Below are 20,293 nucleotides of genomic sequence, written 5' to 3'. Positions count from 1 at the left end.
TATCCTATCAATCAAAGTGTCTGCGCCATCTCACGGGCCCGGCGAATGGCGGCCTGCATGGCCTGGCTGACCATCTGCTCCAAACCGGCACTGGCAAAGCTGGTGACCGCTTCATGGGTAGTACCGCCTTTGGAGGTCACCTGAGCACGCAATTCGGCAAAGCTATGCTCGCTTTCCAGTGCCATGGTAGCTGCACCCAAAGCGGTTTGTGCCACCATTTTTTTGGCTTGCTCCGGGGCAAAGCCTAACGCTTCGGCTTCTTGTTGCATAGCTTGCATGAAGTAGAAGAAATAAGCGGGTGAACTGCCAGTGACGGCAATCACATGATCGATCTCAGCTTCGTTGTCTAACCAAACCGTCATGCCGGTGCCTTTGAACATAGCATCGACAAAGGCTTTTTCGTAATTGGAGCAGCGGCTGGGGAAAAGGCCGGTCACGCCCAGCCCAACCAGGGATGGGGTATTGGGCATGCTGCGTACTAAACGTACTTCGCCAAGCCAGCTTTCATAACGGCTAACCGGTAAACCGGCGGCTACGGTGACAAAGAGTTTTTCTTTAATTTCAGGTGCCTGCTCAATCAGTTGCCCACAGACATCGCCCATCATTTGCGGCTTTACCGCCAGCACAATGACATCGGCTTTTTGCACGGCAGTCAGATTATCCAGCGTGGTCTGAATGCCATAATCGGCGGCTAAAGCCTTTAGTTTAGGTTCGGTGCGGTTGCTGGCAATGATATTGCTGGCCGGATAACCCGATTTGACCATGGCTGCAATCACGCAGCGTGCCATATTACCGGCACCAATAAAGGCAACCATGTTGTCATTCATGTCTTTCATAATTCCTTGCGCCAAAAATTGCGGTACCTAATCGTATCATAGTTGCGCCATATTTTAGAGCCAACTGCCAGTCATCGCTCATCCCCATCGACAGTTCGCTTGCCTGGGGAAAGTTGGCTCTAAGCACCTGACTTAATTGCTGCATACGGGCAAATGCAGGCTCAACCGGTTTTAGTTCGGTGGGAGCCGGGATTGCCATCAACCCTTTGAGTTCAAGACCCGGCAGAGCTGCTACTTCTGTTGCCAATGGGATGACGTGGTCCGGGCTGATGCCCGCTTTGCTCACTTCGCCGCTGATATTCACTTGCAGCAATACTTTCAAGGGGGGCAAGTACTCAGGTCGTTGTGCGGACAGGCGACTGGCAATTTTGAGCCGGTCCAGGCTATGGCACCAGGTCGCATGCTCTGCCACCAGCCGGGTTTTATTTGATTGCAAAGGGCCAATAAAATGCCAACAGATCTCCTTGAACTGCGACAGTGCGGCAACCTTTTCAGCCATCTCTTGCGGATAATTTTCACCAAAATGGCGTTGTCCGGCTTGATAGGCGGACAAAATGTCGGCATCCGGCTTGGTTTTACTCACCGCAATTAATTGCACATCAGCCGGGTTTGAACCAAGCTTAGTGCATTGCTGTGCAATTTGTTGGTAGGCGCTTTGCAAGCGTTCTGCTATGGTATTCATACATTCAATCGTACTAAGTGAGAATTGTCATGGATATTACTGAGTTACTGGCATTTAGTGTGCAACACAAAGCATCGGATTTACACCTGTCTGCCGGGGTTCCACCACTGATCCGGGTGGATGGCGATGTCCGAAAACTCAATATTCCTGCCTTGAATCATAAAGAAGTTCATGCCCTTGTGTATGAAATTATGACTGATAAGCAACGAAAAGAATACGAAGAAAATCTGGAAACGGACTTTTCTTTTGAAGTGCCGAATCTGGCCCGCTTCCGGGTCAATGCCTTTGTACAAAACCGTGGTGCGGCCGCCGTGTTTCGTACTATTCCAAGCGATGTACTAACACTGGATGATTTGGCAGCGCCGGATATTTTTAAAACGATTTCGGAAAATCCACGTGGCCTGGTGTTGGTTACCGGGCCAACGGGCTCGGGTAAGAGTACCACCTTGGCGGCCATGATTGATTACATCAATACCACGCGCCACGATCATATTTTGACCATCGAGGATCCGATAGAATTTGTGCATCAGAATAAATTGTCGCTGATCAACCAACGGGAAGTGCACCGCGACACTCATAGCTTTAGCAATGCGCTGCGCTCGGCGTTGCGGGAAGATCCCGATGTGATTCTGGTTGGTGAATTACGGGATCTGGAAACCATCCGACTGGCGATGACTGCAGCGGAAACTGGTCATCTGGTGTTTGGTACTTTGCACACCACCTCGGCACCAAAAACCATTGACCGTATCATTGATGTGTTCCCAGGTGAAGAAAAAGACATGGTTCGCTCCATGCTCTCGGAGTCGTTGCGGGCCGTTATTTCGCAAACCCTGCTGAAAAAAATTGGCGGCGGCCGGGTTGCAGCCCATGAAATTATGATAGGGGTACCCGCCATCCGTAACCTGATCCGGGAAGATAAAATTGCTCAAATGTACTCGGTGATCCAGACCGGTGCTTCGCACGGTATGCAAACCATGGATCAGTGTCTGGTCAATCTGGTGAATCGTGGCATGGTGTCGCAAAAAGATGCTCAAAGCAAAGCGCAGGATAAGAACACCTTTGGTACCATGGGGCGGATGTAAGGAGACCGTATGCAACTGACCGAATTTTTGCAAGTTATGGTGGATAAAGGTGCCTCGGATATGTTTGTCACGGCAGGCATGCCGGTGGCCGCTAAAATTAATGGTGAATTGTTGCCCATTGCTGAACAGCCTTTATCGGAAGACGACTCTTTTCAGCTGGTAGTGTCGGCGATGACGGAAAAGCAGAAGCAGGAGTTTGTTACCAGCAAAGAGTGTAACTTTGCTATCGCCAATCAGGCTGGTCGTTTTCGGATATCGGCATTTTGGCAGCGTGATCAGGCTGGCATGGTGGTTCGGCGCATTGTAACGGATATTCCTAATGCCGACGACCTGGGTTTACCGCCTATTTTAAAAGAAATCATTATGTCCAAACGAGGGTTGGTGCTTTTTGTTGGTGGTACTGGTACCGGTAAATCTACCTCTTTGGCGGCGCTGCTGGGCTATCGTAACCGCAATGCCAAGGGCCATATTCTGACTATTGAAGACCCCATTGAGTTTGTGCACGAGCACCATAAAAGCCTTATTACTCAGCGAGAAGTCGGCATCGATACCGAGTCTTTTTCCGCAGCGTTAAAAAGCTCGTTGCGTCAGGCACCGGATGTGATTCTGATCGGTGAGGTGCGGGATATGCAAACCATGGAGTATGCATTATCCTTTGCTGAAACCGGTCACTTGTGTGTGGCTACCTTACACGCCAACAATGCCAACCAGGCCATTGATCGTATCATGCACCTGGTGCCGAAAGAAATGCATCAGAAGCTGTTGTTTGATTTATCGTTGAATTTGCGTGCTATTGTGGCGCAGCAGTTGGTGCCTACAGCGGATGGGACCGGCCGGGTAGCTGCCATTGAGGTCTTACTGAACTCGCCACTGGTAGCGGATTTAATTTCCCGTGGGCAGGTCGGGGAAATCAAAGCGTTGATGGCGAAATCGCGTGAGCTTGGCATGCAGACCTTTGATCAGGCGCTGTACGACCTGTACGAGCGTGGTCAAATCAGCTATGCCGATGCACTGCACCATGCTGATTCACCGAATGATCTGCGTCTAATGATCAAACTGCGCAGCAACGATACCCGTGGCTCTGGTTTATTGTCCGGCGTCACCATCGAAGGCTTTGATAAACCGGATGCTTAAGCATCCGGTTTATGCTTAGGAGGGCTATGAGCAGGATTGGTGCTATTATGAGCCGCAAAGTGCTGACTACTACCGAGGATGCCAGTTTATCCTCGCTGCGCGAAGTGTTTTCGGCAGCAAAGTTTCAACACCTGCCGGTGGTGGATAGTTCGGGTCGGTTGCAAGGTATTATTTCAGTGAAAGACTATTTCCGGGCGCTCAGCCCGGTGATGGACTCTGCTTTTGAAACCAGTGTCGAGAATTACATCCGCAGTCGCAAGGTGCGGCATGTGATGACGTCACCGGTCTTTACCGTCAACGATAAAACCAGTATCAAAGATGCAGCTAACTTGCTGTTGCAATACAACATCGGCTGCTTGCCGGTGGTTGATTCTGAACAGCGTTTGCTCGGCATTGTGTCCTGGAAGGATGTGTTGCGTTTTGCCCTGCAGCCAAAACAGGCAACCAAAGCCTGATTACCAGGGGATTTTCCCTGTCAGCACATCTTTATACATCACCCAATCACCCAGCAGACTGTAAAGTGGGTACTTAAAGGTCGCCGGCTTGTTTTTCTCAAAAAAGAAATGACCGACCCAGGCAAAGCCATAACCGAACACCGGTAAGGCCCATAACCAAATCCATTGACTAGTTAACACCGCAGTAAACAACACCAGCAGCACCAGGGTGCTACCTACCACATGCAGCCTGCGACACACCCGGTTTGAATGCTCCTGCAAATAAAACGGATAAAATTCTTTGAAGCTTTCGAACCTCTTCTCTTTGTGGGCTGTTGTCATAGCTGACACCTAACATTTTTTGATGAATTATTGATGACAGCTTACTAGCTATTCGGTGTTTTTGCTTGATGTCTGAGGACAATGTTTTGTTCGCATGGATGCTTCAGTCGTTTGAAATGGTCCTGCTGAAACAATAAATCGCACTTTAAAGCCAAGACGAGAATCCAGAGACTGATTAGTGTTGCATGAGCTTTATCTCCGGCTGGATAAAGTAAGCCTACAAAACTTTTAAAGGAGAAAGAAAGTGCAACATTATTATAAATATCCTTTGTTTGCATTTTAGCTGCATTCATCTTATCGGGTTGTACTCAGATACCGAAGCCATCCGAGGCACCAGCCGGTGAGCGGATAGGCATGCGCGATGTGCCAGAAGCCATGCCAGGCTATTTTGTTGGCTATCTGACCAAGGATGAGCTTCCAAGCAGCATGGCACTGTTGCCTCCTTACCCGGCTGGAGACTCTGCTGCTTTTGCTTTGGATCAACAAATCCAGCTCGATGCAAAAGCATTGCGTGGTTCTCCTCGTTGGGAGTTGGCGGCAAGTGATGCTGACTTGGATCGTGCTCATGCGCTTGGCACTTTTGATTGCGCATTGGGGGTAGCTATCACGGCTGAGGATACCCCCCGTTTATTCCAACTGTTGCAGCGAACCATGATGGATGCTGTCAACTCCACCAATGCAGCCAAGTTCCATTACAGCCGGGCACGTCCTTTTATGGCGCTGAAACAGAGTACCTGTTCGCCGGACGATGAAGATCAGTTGCGTGGACCTCGCAGTGGCTCCTACCCGTCAGGTCATACAGCACTGGGGTGGGCAGCAGCACTGGTACTGGCTGAAGTTGCACCTGACTCTACCGATGCTGTGCTGATGCGTGGCAGAAGTTATGGCGAGAGTCGATTGGTGTGCAATGTGCACTGGCTAAGCGACATCCTGCAGGGGCGTCATTTGGGGGCGGCAACTGTTGCGCGACTGCAGTCTGTACCTGAGTTCCGTGAGGACGTCGAAGTGGCGCGACAAGAGCTGGCGAGGGCCCGTGCAAAAAATTCAGGGCCAAACCGGGATTGTGCGGCTGAAGCAGCAGCACTTTCCCAACGGATTCCTGGTGTGCTCTGACATCCATGAGACCCCCTTGGCGTTGTCTCTTTGGCCTTGGTGATCGGTAAAGTCCTGTTGAAGCAATAAATCGCACTTTAAAACCAAGATTATAGTGCGTGGACTGACTAGGGTTGTACTTGCTTTACCTACTTAGTGGTAGCAAAGCGAGCATGCAGAACTTTCAAAGGAGAAAGCAAGTGCAACATAATTATACGTATATGTCAGCTCTGTCTGTAATTCTGGTTTCAGGCGCAGCTCTAGGACAAGCGATAGATCAAATTGAAGAAGTAGATGAAGCCAAGCAAGTAGAGGTGATACAGGTTACAGCCACCAGGCGAACCGAAAGTATACAGGAAGTACCCATTGCAATGAGTGCTTACGGTGCGGACTTTATTGAGAGGGCAGGTATTACCGATATGCAGGAGTTAGGCGCCTATGTTCCAAACCTGACATTGACGCGTTCCAGCCAGGTAGCGAGTAACCGCATTGCCATCCGTGGGGTAGGGACGTCCGGTTCGAATGGCCTGGAACCAAGCGTCGCTGTTTTTATTGATGGTGTTTATATTCCACGGCCTGGGGCTATTGTTGGCAAGCTTGAAGATATTGAGGCAGTGGAGGTGCTGCGGGGCCCTCAGGGAACCTTGTTTGGACGCAATGCCTCCATGGGCGCATTGAATATACGCACCGCAAAAGCCGCTGGTGATAATACCACCAGAGTTTGGGCTGGCATTGGCTCGGACTCTTTGCGTTATGGCGGAGTTACCCTGGACCGGGCCTTAAATGAATCGGTTTCTGGGCGAATGTCGATGCACTACTCCAAGCAAGATGGCTTTGCCTATAGCGAATATTCTGAAACGGATATTGGACGTTGGCAGGACATTGGGGTAAGAGGCTCGCTGGTTTTTCCAATAGGGAAAGCGGATGCAAGTTTGCGGGCTGACTGGAAGCGAATTAACAATAATGGCAGTGCCAGCAGTGTGATTGCAGACTCTGTGCAGCCGAGATATTTGAGTGCGATTTCGTTTATTTTGGATCCGGAGATAACGCCGGATAAACTGGTTAATGGCTTTACCGGACCGCTCCCCAATGTGTCGAATGAGTTTGACCGCAGATTAAATCAGATCCACGAGGACGATGCAGTGGATGAACAGCGGGGGTTGTCGCTCGATGTAGCCTGGGATCACGGGCAATACAGCTACCGCTCCATCACTGCCATGCGAAAGTGGAATAACTTCACCTATGAAACGCCCATTCGCTTACCTGCAGAATTGCTGCCCCGGGTGACTGACTATGCAGCACAAACCTTTTCGCAGGAGCTTCAATTGCTCTCTTCATTCGATGGCCCATTTAACTATGTTGCCGGACTCTACTACTATCAGGAATCATACGATATTGATCAGTGGTTTAATTTGGGGGCGGACTTTTGTTCCCTGGCCTTACACAACAATGTCTGGAATACAGTGTTTAGAGCCAACCTGTCCGGTGGGGTCGATACAGCAACGGCCTTTGGTAATGCGCTAAATACCGCGGGAGCAGCGGCTGGAGCTTGTTTAAATGGACCCCAGACGCAGGCGATTCTGAGTAATTTTTCTCAGGATGTGAAAAGTATGTCGGTTTTTGCGCAAGGAACCTATGATATCACAGACCAGGTATCTGCCATTGTCGGGGTGCGTTACACCAATGATGATAAAACAGGCTACTTCGTCAATGATGTCCGAAACAATATTGCCGGCCCGCGCACAGCCACAAATCCCTTTGGCATTAACCTTCGGGTGAATGAAAGTTCTGAGCTTGCATTTAAAGACGATCAAGTGACCTGGCTGGCCACTCTGCGTTATGCGCCAACCAATGACTTTATGACCTTCCTGACTGCCTCCACCGGGTACAAAGGTGGTGGTTTTAATACCGAGTCTGGCTCCGAAGTGCTGGGGGACAAGCGAGTCTTTGACTCTGAAACGGTTACCAACCTGGAGTGGGGATTCAAGTCCTGGTTTTTAGGCTTAGGTACAGTGAACGCAACCCTGTTTCGTACCAACCTTAAAAATTTTCAGGATCGCCGGTTTGATGGTGTGACTTTCGTGGTTTTAAATGCTGCTGAGCTTCGCCAGCAAGGGGTTGAGGTGGATGCTAATCTTTACGCAACCAATAACTTATCTGTTATGTTGAGTGGCAGTTATCTGGATTCCAAGTTTCTGGACTACAGGGATGGTACCAACTTGCCCGGCTTTCCTTCCAATATACAGCAGGATCTAACAGGAACCCCGAATAACTTTTCGCCCCGGTGGCAATTTTCCAACTCGATGGAGTGGCGAGATTATTTTGGTCAAAACAAAGAGTGGTTTGTACGGGGCGAGTATCAGTACCTTGGCAAGCGTCGGCCTTCTGGGGTAACGGATAATAACCCTTCAACCATGCGCCCTGGTTATGGCCTGGTGAATCTTCGTCTTGGTATTTCTGATGATTTAGGTGCATGGGATCTCACGCTGTTTGCAAAAAATCTGTTGGATAAGGGGTACTGTCAGGCAGTGACCTATCAACCACTGAATACCACCTTAGGTCTGGTGGACCCGACAACAGGTGACTCCATGGCACGCTGTTACCAAAGTCAGCCAAGACAACTTGGTCTTGAGTTTCGCTATAACTTTGAATAAAACAGGCAGGGCTGGCGGTTAGTCAGCCCTGTTTGCGTTTTGCTGCCGGTATTGCCCTGGTGTTTGCTGAAACCAGCGCTTAAAGGCGTGATGAAAAGCGCTCAGTTCACTAAAACCACAAAGAAAGGCAATTTCAGTGATGGATAGATGCGAAGCTGTCAGCAATGCTGCACTACGCGCTTTTCGCACCTCATCCACTAAATCGGTAAAGCAACTCCCTTCACCTTGCAGTTTACGTTGTAGAGTCTTTTCACTGATATGCAGTCGTTTGGCGAAAAACTCCCGCTTCACTTCACCGGATGGTAAGGATTCCTCCAACATCAACTGGATGAGCCGGGTCAGCGGTCGATGATCGCTGTTTTGTGCCTGGTGAAGGTAGGCCCTGGTTTGTCTGGTATTTATTTCCCTGGTAAACATCAGGCTGTAATTGGATTGATTGTAGAGGACATCGCAGTGAAAAATCGTCCGGTGAAGTTGTGCAGTTTGCTCATCTGGCTGGGCTGACATCAGTTGGACCTGCAAGGGTGCCCACTCATGCCCACTGATGGTTCGAGCCAACTTGATGCTAAATGCCATCGCAGCTTCATAACTGTGCCTGGACAGTGGACGCCCATCGGCATTCAGCTCGAATAACAGCTGGGCCTGTGATGACGAACTGGCGAGTAGTTTGACACTCGATGTATCCCCAATGGCCTTTTGGTAGCGGATTAGCAGCTCCATGGCTGCCTCTGCGTTTTGACACTCCAGCAAGGCAAAGCCAACCACAGGGATGGTACTGATGCTCAGGTTGTTGCCTGCTTTTAAGCCGATACTGACATCCTTGCTGGCTTGCTCGGCCAATTTCCACAATTGGGTCACATTGTCTTGTGGGTAACGGTTGGAGGCATTTTCCAGGGTTCGGAACGGGATATTGGCTTGCTCAAATAAATCTCTGGCCGGTAGTCCAAGCCAGAGAAACGTTTCCGCCATATTTTTTAGCCACCAGGAAGACGTTGTCAGCATATAGTATTACCTTGTCGGTAGGCTTAAAGCTAATACAACATAAGTAGTTGCAAAATGAAAGACGCAGTACCTGCTAAGCTAAAGAAAGTCTTCAAAACACTGGGGGAGCCAAAATGTTTGCTAAAACCATACCGTGTTGACAACGGAAGTTTAGTATAATGTCCCTTTTCTCGTCATTCCGTCTCTGAGATCATGAATACATGCAAAAGACCGAGCTGAGCACCTTACTTGTTGCCATCGTTAGTGTACTGCTGGCCATGATCTGCATTCAATCCGGAGCTTCCATCGCCAAACAACTTTTTCCGGTCATTGGTCCGCAAGGGACCACCGCTCTGCGGGTTGGTTTTTCCGCCCTGATTTTATGGCTGGTATTCAGGCCGTGGCGGCACTGGCCGCAAGGACGCCAATGGCAAGCGCTGATTATTTATGGTGGTTGTCTCGGTGGTATGAATATCTTGTTCTACATGGCGATTGAAAGGATTCCTCTGGGGGTAGGCGTTGCGCTGGAGTTTACCGGTCCTCTGGCAGTTGCCTTGTTATCCTCACGGCGCAAACTGGATGTGCTTTGGGTGGCTTTTGCGCTGGCTGGAGTCCTTTTGTTAATGCCGGATATGCGCGGTGCTGATGCGCTGGACCCGGTTGGCGTGATGCTGGCACTGGCCGCCGGAGGTTGCTGGGCTGGTTATATTTTGTTTGGTCAAAAAGCAGGTAATTTGGCGCCTGGGGGGGCAACGGTGGCGCTGGGCATGACCATAGCAGCACTTTATCTTTTTCCCATTGGGGTAGTTAGTGCCGGTGCCGACTTATTTCAATGGCAGATCCTGCCGCTCGCGCTGCTGGTGGCGGTGATGTCCAGTGCGCTGCCATACTCTCTGGAAATGGTGGCACTAAAGCGTTTACCTTCGAAAAACTTTAGTGTACTGATGAGTGTAGAGCCCGCTGTCGCTGCTATGGCTGGCTTGTTGTTGCTGTCGGAATTTCTCAGCCTCTGGCAGTGGCTGGCGATTGCCATGGTGATCACCGCTTCCCTTGGTAGCAGTCTGACTAAAACAACAAACAAAAAGGCGAGTGGTGTAGCAGAAGAAGCAAAAGTTTGATCTGCTTCGGGAAAGTCTGTGCTAATTTGGCTATGCTGATGACTGGGATGCTTAGGGAGCTTGAATGATGACTGCAAAACATGTGGCTGAGCTGATGACCGCCAACCCACTTTTTGTTCGCCGTGACCAAACGCTCAAAGATGCGCATGACCTGATGCGTACTAAAAATATCCGCCATATCCCGGTGCTGGATGAACAAGACAAGCTGGTTGGTGTGTTAACGCAAAAAAAGATGATTGCCACCGTGATGGGGCTGCTGGCTAAATACGGCACCAGTGCGCTGGAGCGCAAAGAAAAACAGCAAATTATTGGTGAGCTGATGGATACCGACTTTGCGACCGTGCAGCCACAGCAGTCGCTGGCTGAAGTCATCAGTTATTTTTTAAAAAATAAGCATGGTTGCCTGCCAGTAGTGGATGAAAACGAGCAACTGCTGGGGATTTTAACGTCATCAGACTTTGTGCGCTTAGCTGGTCAGTTGCTTGAAAGTTAAATAGCAACCAAGGATAGCTTAATATTTCAACAAAATATGTTGGATTTAATCTGGGTATTGTTTATCATTTGATCAAATGACAGCGCTGTCTAATGGCGTTAGGTGTTATGGTTTAAAAGGAGATCCTCTATGAGGCTTTTAAAGGGATTGTGTGCGGTAGTTTTATCTATAACAACAGCTACGTCTTCAGCTAGCGTCTTTGATACAGCTATGCTCAGTGACTTCGCATTGTTCGCTGGGGCAAGTGGCCACAGCGCTCAAGCAGGCTATTTAGGTTTTGGTTCTGAGAGTGATGTCCATGGCAATGTCGCTGCCCGAAATCCTGAGTTTGGCGCTGGTAGTCATATCCATGGTTATGCTGCAGGAATGCACAGCGTGTTAGGGGATAGTGTCCAGCTCGACGGTGGTTGGCAGCAGTGGCAAGAGCATCAATTCAGCGAGCTTAATCAGCAACTACTTCGTTTGTCCCAGCAGCTTGAGGCGCTGGGGGGGGAGCAAACAAGTCTTCAATCATTGCATGGCTACCATGGCTCAGGCGGTTTGAATGTTTTTCAGTTAAATCCAGTTCTGATGGCTCATCAAACGGTAGAAATCTATGGCAGTGGAGATGATATTTTTGTTTTCAATGTTGCTGATTATTTTTTAATGGATGGGGGGGGTATTCTGCTGCATGGCATTAACCCAAATAAGGTGTTTTTCAATTTTCATCGATATAATACTGCCGATGAATACAGTCATCTCGCTGCTGCAAATATTGGTACCAGCAATATTCAAGGCAACTGGTTGGCGCCTAACATGTTATTTCAGATAGGTGATGGGGCGACCCTGGAATCAACCAGAGTTTGGGCAGGCGCTATGCAGCTAAATATACAAACTTTTATCCCTCCACCGGCAGAACAGCCGACCCCGGTTCCAGCGCCGGCTACCTTGATCTTGATGTTGCTTGGTCTGCCAGTATTGCTGTGGCGTTTAAAGCAGTAAACTTTGGCGCCACAGTCAGCGGTTTTATTATGGTGACCAGCTAAGGTCACCTTTCGTTTTTAGCAGCCGCTGCTTTTTATTCATACCAACTGGTTTGTGTTTGCTGCTTTTTTGCAGCATACATGGCTGAATCCGCCTGGCGCAGTAACTCATCGCCACTGCTTTCTCCTTTAAAAAGGACCAGACCAATGCTGCTGCTGCATTGATGCATTCTGGCTTTGGGTAAGGGGTAGGGGTGCTGCAGCCGTTGTTGAATTTTTTCGGCCAAGTGTTCCAGCTGCAGCCGGGCTTTGGATTCGTCAGCATCCATTTCCCGGATAAGAACCACAAACTCATCGCCGCCAAAACGGGCCACCGTATCGGCACTTCGCACGGCCTGCTGCAGTCGGCTGGCGACCTCCACCAGCAAGGAGTCACCAACCTTATGGCCAAAGAGATCATTGACCGGTTTAAAGTTGTCCAGATCGATGAACATCAGGCCGGCAAATTTTTGGCTGCGCTGACTGACTGCGATGGCTTGCAGCAAATGCTCCTCCAGCAGCCGTCGATTGGCCAGGCCGGTTAAGCTATCGTAAAACGCCAGTCGCCGAATTTGCTGGCTGTTTAAACTGCGGCTGATAGCAAGCTCAGCCAGTTTGCTGTAGCTTTTGATTTTACTGAGCAATTCTTCTGATGGCGCTGCAGGCTCCCGATGGTAAATGGCAAAAGTGCCTAACACTTTGCCTTCGGCATTTTTCACCGGCTCAGACCAACACGCTTTCACGCCAGCCAGTTCTGCCAATGTCAGATAAGGCTGCCAGTAGGGGTGGCTCTTAATATCGCTGACAATCACCGTCTTGCCGCTAAAAGCTGCTGTACCGCATGAGCCTACCCCTGGGCCTGTCTGCACACCATCAATGGCCTGATTGTAGGTGTCGGGTAAGGAAGGGGCCGCACCATGGCGCAAAGTGATACCATCATTATCCAGCAGCAAAATGGAACAGATGGCGCCAGGATGCAATTCTTCTACCTGAAGTACCAAATGGTGCAGTACGGCAGAAAGCTCTGCACCTTCACTGATTTGACCAAGAATGTCGTTTTGCATGGTCAGCTCAAGCGTGCGCTGTGCCACCAGCTGCTCCGTGTGCACCAAGCTTTGTTGATAGCGGCTGTTCAGTAAACTGAGCTGGCTAATTTGCAGGGCCAGGGCAGAGAGCATGTTCAGTATGGCAGGCAGCTTGGCTTCATCGACAATAGGCACCTCCCGAATAGCAGACAGGTAGTCCTCGATGTTAAAGCCAGCCTGCTCTGCTTGTTGGGTGAAAAAATCCAGATCGGGTTCAGCTGTAAAAAACTGGCCAATAAATAGATTGGCGATATGAAGCCCCTCCAACATGATGGGGGTGGCACAGTCAATCAGACCATTTCGGCACCGATAGACAGAGTAGTTCTTGCCTTGCTCAAGCTGCAGGGCCAAATCTTTATCGCTTTCCAGGCAGCGACTTAAGGTAGAAGGGGCTTGGCGGTGAAACTGCATGCAGGCACGTTGCCAGCGTGACGAGGCAAGAACCTTGCCCTGTAAATCCAGTAAAGCAATGGGGATCCCCATCACTTCCAGAAAATTCTCAAACAAGGTATTTAATTGCGAAAAATCCGCTGCGGCTACCAATTCATGGGTAGCCGAGTTATCCGGTGTTGGCAATGCCTGATTCCAGTCACTGGAAAGTGGATCCAGCATCTGAATAAGGTTTGCCTCACGATGCAGGTGTGGCTGTTTTTTAGTCATGTCTAATGAATTCTAGCGCAGACAAACTATTTGAGCTATAGCATTATGCAACCATTTCAGAGCTGAGAGCCCTGCGGTTGTATCACTTGCTTGCCACTGTACCGCTTCTTGCCGCTTTATTTGTGCCGTTGCTGCAAGATCTTCAACACATCATTGAGCTCCAGTTGCTGACTTTGTAGCAATACCAGCAGGTGAAACAATAAATCGGCCGCTTCATTGGCCAGCTCTTCTTTATCGCCGGCCATGGCCGCCAGGGCCGACTCAACCCCTTCTTCACCGACTTTTTGCGCGATGCGCTTCACGCCTTTGGCAAACAAGCTGGCGGTGTAGCTGCTGGCTGGATCGGCATCTTTACGGCTTTTAATCACCTGCTCTAAGTCGTACAAAAAACTCAGCTGTGGGCTGTTGCTGCTGTTATCGTGCCAGCAGGTTTCGGTACCAACATGGCAGGTAGGGCCCTTGGGCATGGCCAGCACCAGAATGCTATCGGCATCGCAGTCGCTGCTAATCGCAACCAAGTCCAGGGTATGACCTGAGCTTTCGCCCTTGGTCCAGAGCCGTTGTTTGCTGCGGCTGAAGAAAGTAACTTTTTCGCTGCTCAGGGTGTGGCTGAGCGCTTGCTGATTCATATAGCCCTGCATCAGCACTTTGCCGGAGATGGCGTGCTGAACAATGGCTGGCAGCAGGCCGGTGTCGGGCCATTTTAGTTGGCTGATGGTGTCTTTATTCATGGTCGTTTCTCAGTATCTGTTGTGTTTAGTCGTAGTGTGCTCTGTAGCCCGGCCATCCCTGCACCGAGGTCTGCGAGCAACAGGAGCTGGCTGCTAAGCGGAGCTTCTTTGGCATGGATGCCAAAGCAGAGCCTACAGGGATGTATTCACGGCGTCTCCGTGTGCAGTCTGCTCTTGTTGCCAACACCAATGCATTCTAGCCGGGCTGACCAGTGGTGATTTTTCCGGGAAACGCTATAAACCCATCCCTGGGCGCTCTTGAGACGCCGTCCGGGCGTCTCAGGTTCCCGGAAAAACACCATCCGGTTATCCCTGCACCGAGGCCTGCAGTCTGCTCTTGTTGCTTTAATAAGTATCAAGGCCGAATCGACACCCCAGCAGCAATCAGCTGCGCCTTTAAATCGGCAATTTCAATCACCGCTTTGTGAAACACACTGGCCGCCAGGGCGCCATCGACATCGGCTTGCTGGAACACCTCGGCAAAATGGCCAATAGCACCGGCGCCACCACTGGCGATCAAAGGCACCTGGCACAAAGCGCGAATGGCCGACAGCTGGGCAATGTCGTAGCCTTTGCGCACGCCATCCTGATTCATGCAGTTCAGTACAATTTCCCCGGCGCCCAGTTGCTGCACCTGCTGCACCCAGTCGCTGGTCAGCCAGCGGGTCTTTTGGGTGCGGCTTTCATCGCCGGTAAACTGATACACCTGGTACTGACCACTGGCGACATCAAAGAAACTGTCGATACCCACCACCACGCACTGCTGACCAAAGGTATCGTGCAGCTCGCGAACCAGCTCGGGTCGAAGCAGGGCAGGGCTGTTGACTGAAATCTTATCAGCACCCATTTCAAGAATGCGGCCGGCATCCTCGACGCTTTTGATACCACCGGCCACACAAAACGGAATGTCGATCACTTCGGCGATGCGTTGCACCCAACTTTTATCGACCACCCGGCCATCGCTCGAGGCAGTGATGTCGTAAAACACCAGTTCATCGGCACCGGCTTTGGCGTAGCGCTCGGCCAGGGGCACGATATCGCCCACCACTTCGTGGTTGCGAAACTGTACTCCCTTCACTACTTTACCATCCCGCACATCCAGGCAGGGAATTATCCGTTTTGCCAGCATGCAATGGCCTCCTCAAGGGTAAACTTGCCTTCCAGTAACGAGCGTCCCAGGATCACGCCGGCCACGCCAGAGCCACGCAGGGCCCGGATATCGGCCAGACAGCCAATGCCACCGGATGCTTGCCAGGCGATTTGCGGATAGGCCTTGGTCAGCTCCTGATACAGGGCGACATTGGAGCCACTTAAGGTGCCATCTTTGCTGATATCGGTGCAAAGCACATGCCTGGCGCCGGCGGCAATAAAGCCATCCAGTACCTGCTCTAAGGTGACATTGGATGCTTCAATCCAGCCATGGCTGGGCAAGGTTTTCTCCCCCTGAGCGTTAATGGCCACATCCAACGCCAGCACGATGCGCTCACCGCCGTACTTTTTCAGCCAGCTTTGCACCAACTCGGGCTGACGAATGGCCAGGCTGCCAATCACCACCCGGCTGGCTCCCGCTGCCAAAAGCTCTTGCACATCCTGCTCCGAGCGCACACCGCCGCCGACCTGAATTTGCAGCGGAGTTTCGGTCATCAGCTCGGTCAGCAAGGCTAACTGGCGCGTGCTGGCGTCTTTGGCACCGGATAAATCCACCACATGCAAAATGGGTGAGCCGGCAGCAGCGTATTGATTGCGCAGGGTGAGCGGGCTGAAACTGTATTCGGTGGTTTGGTCGTAGGACCCCTGATACAGCCTTACTACTTGGCCGTCGATTAAATCAATGGCAGGAATAATCATGGTTGCCACTCCATAAAGTTTTGCAATAAACGGGCACCGACTTTGCCAGAGCGCTCCGGGTGAAATTGAGCTCCGGCTACATTGCCTTTGGCAATCACCGCCGAAAAATCGTTGCCGTAGTCGCACAGCGCCAGGCTGTAGCGATTCGCGGCCACGCCAAAACTGTGCACAAAGTAGAAGTAGTCGCTGCCATCAATGCCAGCCATTAACGGGTGTTCGGCAATGCTGTGCAGCGTATTCCAGCCCATATGGGGCAGACGCAGACCATCGGCCAGCAGGGGCAGCACTTCGCCTGGGATCAGGTTCAGACAGGGCACATCCCCTTCCATGCTGTGGGCAGTCAGCAGCTGCATACCAAGGCAGATGCCCAGCATGGGTTGCTGCACTGCCTGCAGGCTTTCTATCAGTTCGCGTTGCTGCAGGTTCTGCATGGCCTGGCGGGCACTGCCAACCCCAGGCAAGACAATACGATTGGCAGCCTTGATGGCACGCGGATCTTTGCTAATCAAGGCGTCTACGCCAAGGCGTTTAAAGGCAAAATACACCGAGCTGATGTTGGCGCAGCCGGTATCGACAATCACCAAAGCACTCATTACAGCACCCCTTTGGAGCTGGGTAGGGCTTCACCACTGACCGCAATGGCCTGGCGCAAGGCCCGGCCAAAGGCCTTGAACAAGCCTTCAACCTGGTGGTGTTTATTGCCATCGGTAATGCTCAGGTGCAGCGACATCAGCATGGCGTCGCTGATGGAGCGGAAAAAATGCGGTACCATCTCCAAAGTCAGGCCACCGACCATGCCGTCACCGAGCTTGCCGTTAAAAACAAACAGCGGCCGGCCAGATAAGTCCAGCACGCACTCAGCCCGGCACTCATCCATTGGCAGCACAAAGCCAAAGCGGTTGATGCCACGCTTGTTGCCAAGGGCTTGTTTCAGCGCCTGACCCAGTGCCAGCGCTGTGTCTTCCACGCTGTGGTGATCATCGATGTGCAAGTCGCCTTTTACCTCGACCTGCAGCGAAAAGTTACCGTGGGTGGCAATTTGCTCCAGCATATGGTCGAAAAAGCCGACACCGGTATCAAAACGATTGTTGCCTGGGTTATCCAGATCCACCGTCACGCGAATATCGGTTTCGCGGGTGGTGCGCACCACCGTTGCAGTGCGGCCACGGCTTAACAGCTGTTTGGTGATTTCGCTCCAGCCCAGGCTGTCGCGCTGGTACAAAAAGGCAGGCAGACCCATATTTTCAGCCAGTTGCACATCGGTGTGCCGATCGCCAATGACGTAGGAGTTGGTAAAATCGATTTTGCCTTGTTGCAGGTAATCTTTGACCAGGCCTAGTTTGGGCTTGCGGCAACTGCAGTTCTCGTGTTCAAAGTGCGGGCAAATCAGCACATCGTCAAACTGGATGCCTTGCGAGTTCAGCAATTGCATCATTTTGTTGTGAGGGGCATCAAAATCAGCCTGTGGGAAGCTGTCCGTGCCGAGGCCATCCTGATTGGTCACCATCACCAGTCGGTAACCGGCTGCCTGTAACTTCAGCAGAGCGGGCACCAGGCCAGGTTCGTACACCAGTTTTTCCAGGCTGTCTAATTGCTTGTCGATGGCGGGCTCTTCCACCATGGTGCCGTCGCGGTCAATAAAAAGGATCGGTTGGCCACTCATGCCGTTGTTTCCTGTGAAATGGGGGTGCGGACACCCGGGTTACAAAAATAGTCCTGCATGGCCTGTTGCAGCGCTTGCATTTCATCCGGGCTGCCAATCGAGACCCGTACCACTTCGGACAAACCCAGCTGCGCTGACTGGTTGCGGATCAAAATGCCCTGCTGTTGCAGCGCGCTGACACAAGCCGCGGCATCCGGCACCTGCAGCAGCACAAAGTTGGCCTGGCTTGGCCAAACCCGTGAAACACCTGGCAACTCGCTGGCAAAGGCACTGAATGCAGTGCGCAGTTGATTGATAGTGGCGACGCTTTGCTGCATGCGGGCAATGCCTTGCTGCGATAACGCCTGCACGGCAATTTGCGCCACTGGCTCGGCAATAGGGTAGGGGGCGATCATTTGCTTTAAGGCATTGATCACCTCCGGGGCCGCCAGGGTAAAGCCACAGCGCAAGCCGGCCAATGCAAAAGCTTTGGATAAGGTCCGCAGGATCACCAGGTTGGGATACTGTTGCAGTAAATCCACTACAGACGCCTGCATGGCAAACTCAATGTAGGCTTCGTCCACGACCACCAGGGCGTTGCTGCGAAAGTGCTCCAGCACCGCCAGGATTTGCTGACGCGGGATCAGATCGCCGGTTGGGTTGTTCGGGCTGCAGATAAACACCAGTTTGGCTTCTACCTGGGTCAAGGCTTCGACATCCAGGCTGGTATCCGGTTGCAGCGGCACGATCACCGAAGCCACCTGATTGCTCTCGGCGCTGATGGCATACATGCCGTAGGTCGGCGGGCAGATAGCAATGCGATCTTCGCCCGGCTCACAAAAACTGCGGATCAGCAGCTCAATGCCTTCATCGGCACCGCGACTAACCAGTACGTGATCGGGGGCAACACCGGCATAGCGGGCATAGCCTTCAATCAGGGCAGCTGGCTGGCAGGATGGGTAGCGGTTAAACTGCCCGCTTAGCTGGTAGTCGGTTGCCAGTGCATTTTCATTGGCATTGAGCCAACTGGCGCCGCCGCTCATGCTGCGCCGGGCTGATGCATAGGGCACAATGGCTTGCACGCAGGTGCGGGCCAGTTCAGATATCTTAACGCTCATTCAAAGACTCCCCTTGTGTTGAGCCCTGCTGCTGTAAGTCAGGTTGTTGTAAATCGAGCTGTTGTAAGCGCAGAGACACCGCTAGCGCATGAGCACCCAGCTGCTCGGCTTCGGCTAGGGTGACAATGGCCGGACCGATGGCACGCATGCCGGCAGCCGTGAGTTTTTGCACGGTAAAGCGACGGAAAAAATCCGTCAGCGACAGGCTGGAGGCGGTACGGCTGTAGCCATAAGTCGGCAGCACATGGTTGGTGCCGCTGGCATAATCACCAGCGGACTCCGGCGTCCAGGGGCCGACAAAAATGCTGGCGGCACTGTTAAATTGTGGCAGCAGTGCTTCATCATCCTGGGTTTGTACAATCAAATGTTCCGGCGCATAGGCATTGGTCACCGCTACGGCTGTGGCAAGATCGGGCGTATAAATGGCCCGGCTGTGGCTGAGTGCCTGACGGGCAATATCAGCGCGCGGCAGGATCTTCAGCTGCTGTTCGACCTGCTGCAGCACCCGCTCAATCAACGACTGACTGGTGCTGACTAACAGTACTTGTGAGTCCGGGCCGTGCTCGGCCTGTGACAGCAAATCGGCTGCGACAAAAGCCGGATTGGCACTGTCATCCGTCAGCACCAGCACTTCGGAAGGGCCGGCCGGCATATCAATCATGGCACCAGCGGCATCCTGACTGACTTGCTGTTTGGCTTCGGTCACATAACGATTGCCTGGTCCAAAAATTTTATCAACCTTGGCAATGCTCTCGGTGCCATAAGCCAGGGCGGCAATGGCCTGAGCGCCACCTATGGTGAAAATCTGCTGAATACCACACAGCTCAGCGGCATAGACAATTTCCGGAGCAATATCCGCAGCCGCAGGCCTGCCCGGAGGCGTCACCAGCACGGTGCGTGGACAGCCAGCTAGTTGCGCCGGTACGCCCAGCATCAGCACGGTGGATGGCAAGGGCGCACTGCCGCCAGGGATATAAAGCCCGACCGAGCCAATTGGCCGCTGGCGCAGCTCGCAAAACACGCCCGGCGTGGTTTCCACCTGAATATCGGTCGGTTGTTGGGCAGCATGAAAACGGCGGATATTGCCATAGGCCAGCTCAATGGCGGCTTTGCGCTCCGGCTTAAGCTGGGCGATTAATGCTGTGCGCTGTGCTTTGGACAGCAGCAAGGCATTGTCGGCCAGCCCATCAAATTGTGCGCTCAGGCGCTTCAGGGCTGCATCGCCATCGCGACGCACTTCGGCAATAATGCCAGCTACCGTCGTTTTTAGTGCTGCTGAATCGGGCAGGCTGGGCCTGGCCAAAGCGGCGGCTTGTTCGTCAGCATTGAGTTGCTGCCAGTTCAGACACTGCGTCATGCC

General features: G+C 51.9%; 20 protein-coding genes. 8 read left to right on the top strand and 12 right to left on the bottom strand.

Annotated features, from left to right (window positions below; all coding sequences use genetic code 11):
- Positions 1-11: 11 nt before the first annotated feature.
- Positions 12-827, bottom strand: a complete 816-nt coding sequence (gene proC, locus BLW37_RS14955) for a pyrroline-5-carboxylate reductase (protein ID WP_245785755.1) — start codon at positions 825-827, stop codon at positions 12-14.
- Positions 820-1,518, bottom strand: a complete 699-nt coding sequence (locus BLW37_RS14950; RefSeq protein ID WP_091344314.1) for a YggS family pyridoxal phosphate-dependent enzyme — start codon at positions 1,516-1,518, stop codon at positions 820-822. The genes proC and BLW37_RS14950 overlap by 8 nt, the downstream gene beginning before the upstream one ends.
- Positions 1,519-1,547: 29 nt before the next feature.
- On the opposite strand from BLW37_RS14950, the gene BLW37_RS14945 reads away from it, so the two are divergent.
- The 3 genes from BLW37_RS14945 to BLW37_RS14935 are packed head-to-tail and all read left to right on the top strand — an operon-like array spanning position 1,548 to position 4,189.
- A complete protein-coding gene (locus BLW37_RS14945) occupies positions 1,548-2,600 on the top strand; it encodes a type IV pilus twitching motility protein PilT (RefSeq protein ID WP_091344312.1) in 1,053 nt (350 codons plus the stop codon).
- Between the two features lie 9 nt (positions 2,601-2,609).
- Positions 2,610-3,734, top strand: coding sequence for a PilT/PilU family type 4a pilus ATPase (locus BLW37_RS14940; RefSeq protein ID WP_091344309.1), 1,125 nt, complete (start codon positions 2,610-2,612; stop codon positions 3,732-3,734).
- 26 nt (positions 3,735-3,760) lie between these two features.
- Positions 3,761-4,189 (top strand): CBS domain-containing protein, encoded by a 429-nt coding sequence (locus BLW37_RS14935; RefSeq protein WP_091344306.1) that lies wholly within the window; start codon positions 3,761-3,763, stop codon positions 4,187-4,189.
- On the opposite strand, the gene BLW37_RS14930 is transcribed toward BLW37_RS14935, so the two are convergent.
- Positions 4,190-4,510: an Mpo1-like protein gene (locus tag BLW37_RS14930; protein ID WP_091344303.1), complete on the bottom strand. Its 321-nt coding sequence runs from the start codon at positions 4,508-4,510 to the stop codon at positions 4,190-4,192.
- Between the two features lie 354 nt (positions 4,511-4,864).
- Here BLW37_RS14930 and BLW37_RS14920 point away from each other — a divergent pair, with 354 nt between their 5' ends.
- Together BLW37_RS14920 and BLW37_RS14915 are read left to right on the top strand one after the other, a co-directional pair.
- A complete protein-coding gene (locus tag BLW37_RS14920; RefSeq protein ID WP_091344299.1) occupies positions 4,865-5,623 on the top strand; it encodes an acid phosphatase in 759 nt (252 codons plus the stop codon).
- Between the two features lie 152 nt (positions 5,624-5,775).
- Positions 5,776-8,256 (top strand): TonB-dependent receptor domain-containing protein, encoded by a 2,481-nt coding sequence (locus tag BLW37_RS14915; protein WP_091344297.1) that lies wholly within the window; start codon positions 5,776-5,778, stop codon positions 8,254-8,256.
- 18 nt (positions 8,257-8,274) lie between these two features.
- Here BLW37_RS14915 and BLW37_RS14910 read toward each other — a convergent pair whose 3' ends face one another.
- Complete coding sequence (locus BLW37_RS14910; RefSeq protein WP_091344294.1) at positions 8,275-9,258, bottom strand: AraC family transcriptional regulator; 984 nt, start codon at positions 9,256-9,258, stop codon at positions 8,275-8,277.
- 200 nt (positions 9,259-9,458) lie between these two features.
- Between BLW37_RS14910 and BLW37_RS14905 the strand changes: the two genes are divergently transcribed.
- The 3 genes from BLW37_RS14905 (at position 9,459) to BLW37_RS14895 (ending at position 11,829) form a co-directional block, all read left to right on the top strand.
- Complete coding sequence (locus BLW37_RS14905) at positions 9,459-10,355, top strand: EamA family transporter (RefSeq protein ID WP_091344291.1); 897 nt, start codon at positions 9,459-9,461, stop codon at positions 10,353-10,355.
- A gap of 67 nt (positions 10,356-10,422) precedes the next feature.
- Positions 10,423-10,848 carry a CBS domain-containing protein gene (locus tag BLW37_RS14900; protein WP_091344484.1) on the top strand — a complete coding sequence of 142 codons (426 nt, stop codon included), beginning with the start codon at positions 10,423-10,425 and terminating at the stop codon, positions 10,846-10,848.
- A 102-nt stretch (positions 10,849-10,950) separates the two neighbouring features.
- A complete protein-coding gene (locus BLW37_RS14895) occupies positions 10,951-11,829 on the top strand; it encodes a hypothetical protein (protein ID WP_139243733.1) in 879 nt (292 codons plus the stop codon).
- A gap of 76 nt (positions 11,830-11,905) precedes the next feature.
- Here the strand turns inward: BLW37_RS14895 and BLW37_RS14890 are convergent, their stop codons facing one another.
- The 8 genes from BLW37_RS14890 to hisD form a co-directional block, all read right to left on the bottom strand.
- Positions 11,906-13,594 carry a PocR ligand-binding domain-containing protein gene (locus BLW37_RS14890; RefSeq protein ID WP_091344288.1) on the bottom strand — a complete coding sequence of 563 codons (1,689 nt, stop codon included), beginning with the start codon at positions 13,592-13,594 and terminating at the stop codon, positions 11,906-11,908.
- Positions 13,595-13,710: 116 nt separating this feature from the next.
- A complete protein-coding gene (gene hisIE / locus BLW37_RS14885) occupies positions 13,711-14,325 on the bottom strand; it encodes a bifunctional phosphoribosyl-AMP cyclohydrolase/phosphoribosyl-ATP diphosphatase HisIE (RefSeq protein WP_091344286.1) in 615 nt (204 codons plus the stop codon).
- A gap of 355 nt (positions 14,326-14,680) precedes the next feature.
- Entirely contained in the window at positions 14,681-15,454 is a 774-nt protein-coding gene (gene hisF / locus BLW37_RS14880; protein ID WP_091344284.1) for an imidazole glycerol phosphate synthase subunit HisF, read from the bottom strand.
- Positions 15,436-16,173 (bottom strand): 1-(5-phosphoribosyl)-5-[(5-phosphoribosylamino)methylideneamino]imidazole-4-carboxamide isomerase, encoded by a 738-nt coding sequence (gene hisA / locus BLW37_RS14875; RefSeq protein WP_091344281.1) that lies wholly within the window; start codon positions 16,171-16,173, stop codon positions 15,436-15,438. Before hisA ends, hisF begins: the two co-directional genes overlap by 19 nt.
- Entirely contained in the window at positions 16,170-16,766 is a 597-nt protein-coding gene (hisH, locus tag BLW37_RS14870; RefSeq protein WP_091344279.1) for an imidazole glycerol phosphate synthase subunit HisH, read from the bottom strand. Before hisH ends, hisA begins: the two co-directional genes overlap by 4 nt.
- Entirely contained in the window at positions 16,766-17,836 is a 1,071-nt protein-coding gene (hisB, locus tag BLW37_RS14865) for a bifunctional histidinol-phosphatase/imidazoleglycerol-phosphate dehydratase HisB (RefSeq protein WP_091344276.1), read from the bottom strand. The genes hisH and hisB overlap by 1 nt, the downstream gene beginning before the upstream one ends.
- On the bottom strand, positions 17,833-18,933 hold the full coding sequence (gene hisC, locus BLW37_RS14860; RefSeq protein WP_091344273.1) for a histidinol-phosphate transaminase: 1,101 nt from the start codon (positions 18,931-18,933) through the stop codon (positions 17,833-17,835). The genes hisB and hisC overlap by 4 nt, the downstream gene beginning before the upstream one ends.
- Entirely contained in the window at positions 18,923-20,290 is a 1,368-nt protein-coding gene (gene hisD / locus BLW37_RS14855; RefSeq protein ID WP_091344270.1) for a histidinol dehydrogenase, read from the bottom strand. Before hisD ends, hisC begins: the two co-directional genes overlap by 11 nt.
- Between the last annotated feature and the right edge of the window lie 3 nt (positions 20,291-20,293).

Origin of the sequence: Alkalimonas amylolytica (assembly GCF_900107845.1) — a bacterium.
Lineage (GTDB): Bacteria > Pseudomonadota > Gammaproteobacteria > Enterobacterales > Alteromonadaceae > Alkalimonas > Alkalimonas amylolytica.
This window is presented reverse-complemented; position numbering and strand designations above follow the sequence as displayed.

Coding starts and splice junctions, on each gene's coding strand:
- BLW37_RS14940 (WP_091344309.1), top strand. CDS start 2,610: ATGCAACTGACCGAATTTTTGCAAGTTATGGTGGATAAAGGTGCCTCG.
- BLW37_RS14900 (WP_091344484.1), top strand. CDS start 10,423: ATGACTGCAAAACATGTGGCTGAGCTGATGACCGCCAACCCACTTTTT.
- hisB (WP_091344276.1), bottom strand. CDS start 17,836: ATGAGTGGCCAACCGATCCTTTTTATTGACCGCGACGGCACCATGGTG.
- BLW37_RS14950 (WP_091344314.1), bottom strand. CDS start 1,518: ATGAATACCATAGCAGAACGCTTGCAAAGCGCCTACCAACAAATTGCA.
- BLW37_RS14930 (WP_091344303.1), bottom strand. CDS start 4,510: ATGACAACAGCCCACAAAGAGAAGAGGTTCGAAAGCTTCAAAGAATTT.
- BLW37_RS14905 (WP_091344291.1), top strand. CDS start 9,459: ATGCAAAAGACCGAGCTGAGCACCTTACTTGTTGCCATCGTTAGTGTA.
- hisA (WP_091344281.1), bottom strand. CDS start 16,173: ATGATTATTCCTGCCATTGATTTAATCGACGGCCAAGTAGTAAGGCTG.
- hisH (WP_091344279.1), bottom strand. CDS start 16,766: ATGAGTGCTTTGGTGATTGTCGATACCGGCTGCGCCAACATCAGCTCG.
- hisF (WP_091344284.1), bottom strand. CDS start 15,454: ATGCTGGCAAAACGGATAATTCCCTGCCTGGATGTGCGGGATGGTAAA.
- proC (WP_245785755.1), bottom strand. CDS start 827: ATGAATGACAACATGGTTGCCTTTATTGGTGCCGGTAATATGGCACGC.
- BLW37_RS14910 (WP_091344294.1), bottom strand. CDS start 9,258: ATGCTGACAACGTCTTCCTGGTGGCTAAAAAATATGGCGGAAACGTTT.
- hisIE (WP_091344286.1), bottom strand. CDS start 14,325: ATGAATAAAGACACCATCAGCCAACTAAAATGGCCCGACACCGGCCTG.
- BLW37_RS14945 (WP_091344312.1), top strand. CDS start 1,548: ATGGATATTACTGAGTTACTGGCATTTAGTGTGCAACACAAAGCATCG.
- hisC (WP_091344273.1), bottom strand. CDS start 18,933: ATGAGCGTTAAGATATCTGAACTGGCCCGCACCTGCGTGCAAGCCATT.
- BLW37_RS14890 (WP_091344288.1), bottom strand. CDS start 13,594: ATGACTAAAAAACAGCCACACCTGCATCGTGAGGCAAACCTTATTCAG.
- BLW37_RS14920 (WP_091344299.1), top strand. CDS start 4,865: ATGCGCGATGTGCCAGAAGCCATGCCAGGCTATTTTGTTGGCTATCTG.
- BLW37_RS14915 (WP_091344297.1), top strand. CDS start 5,776: ATGCAGAACTTTCAAAGGAGAAAGCAAGTGCAACATAATTATACGTAT.
- BLW37_RS14935 (WP_091344306.1), top strand. CDS start 3,761: ATGAGCAGGATTGGTGCTATTATGAGCCGCAAAGTGCTGACTACTACC.
- hisD (WP_091344270.1), bottom strand. CDS start 20,290: ATGACGCAGTGTCTGAACTGGCAGCAACTCAATGCTGACGAACAAGCC.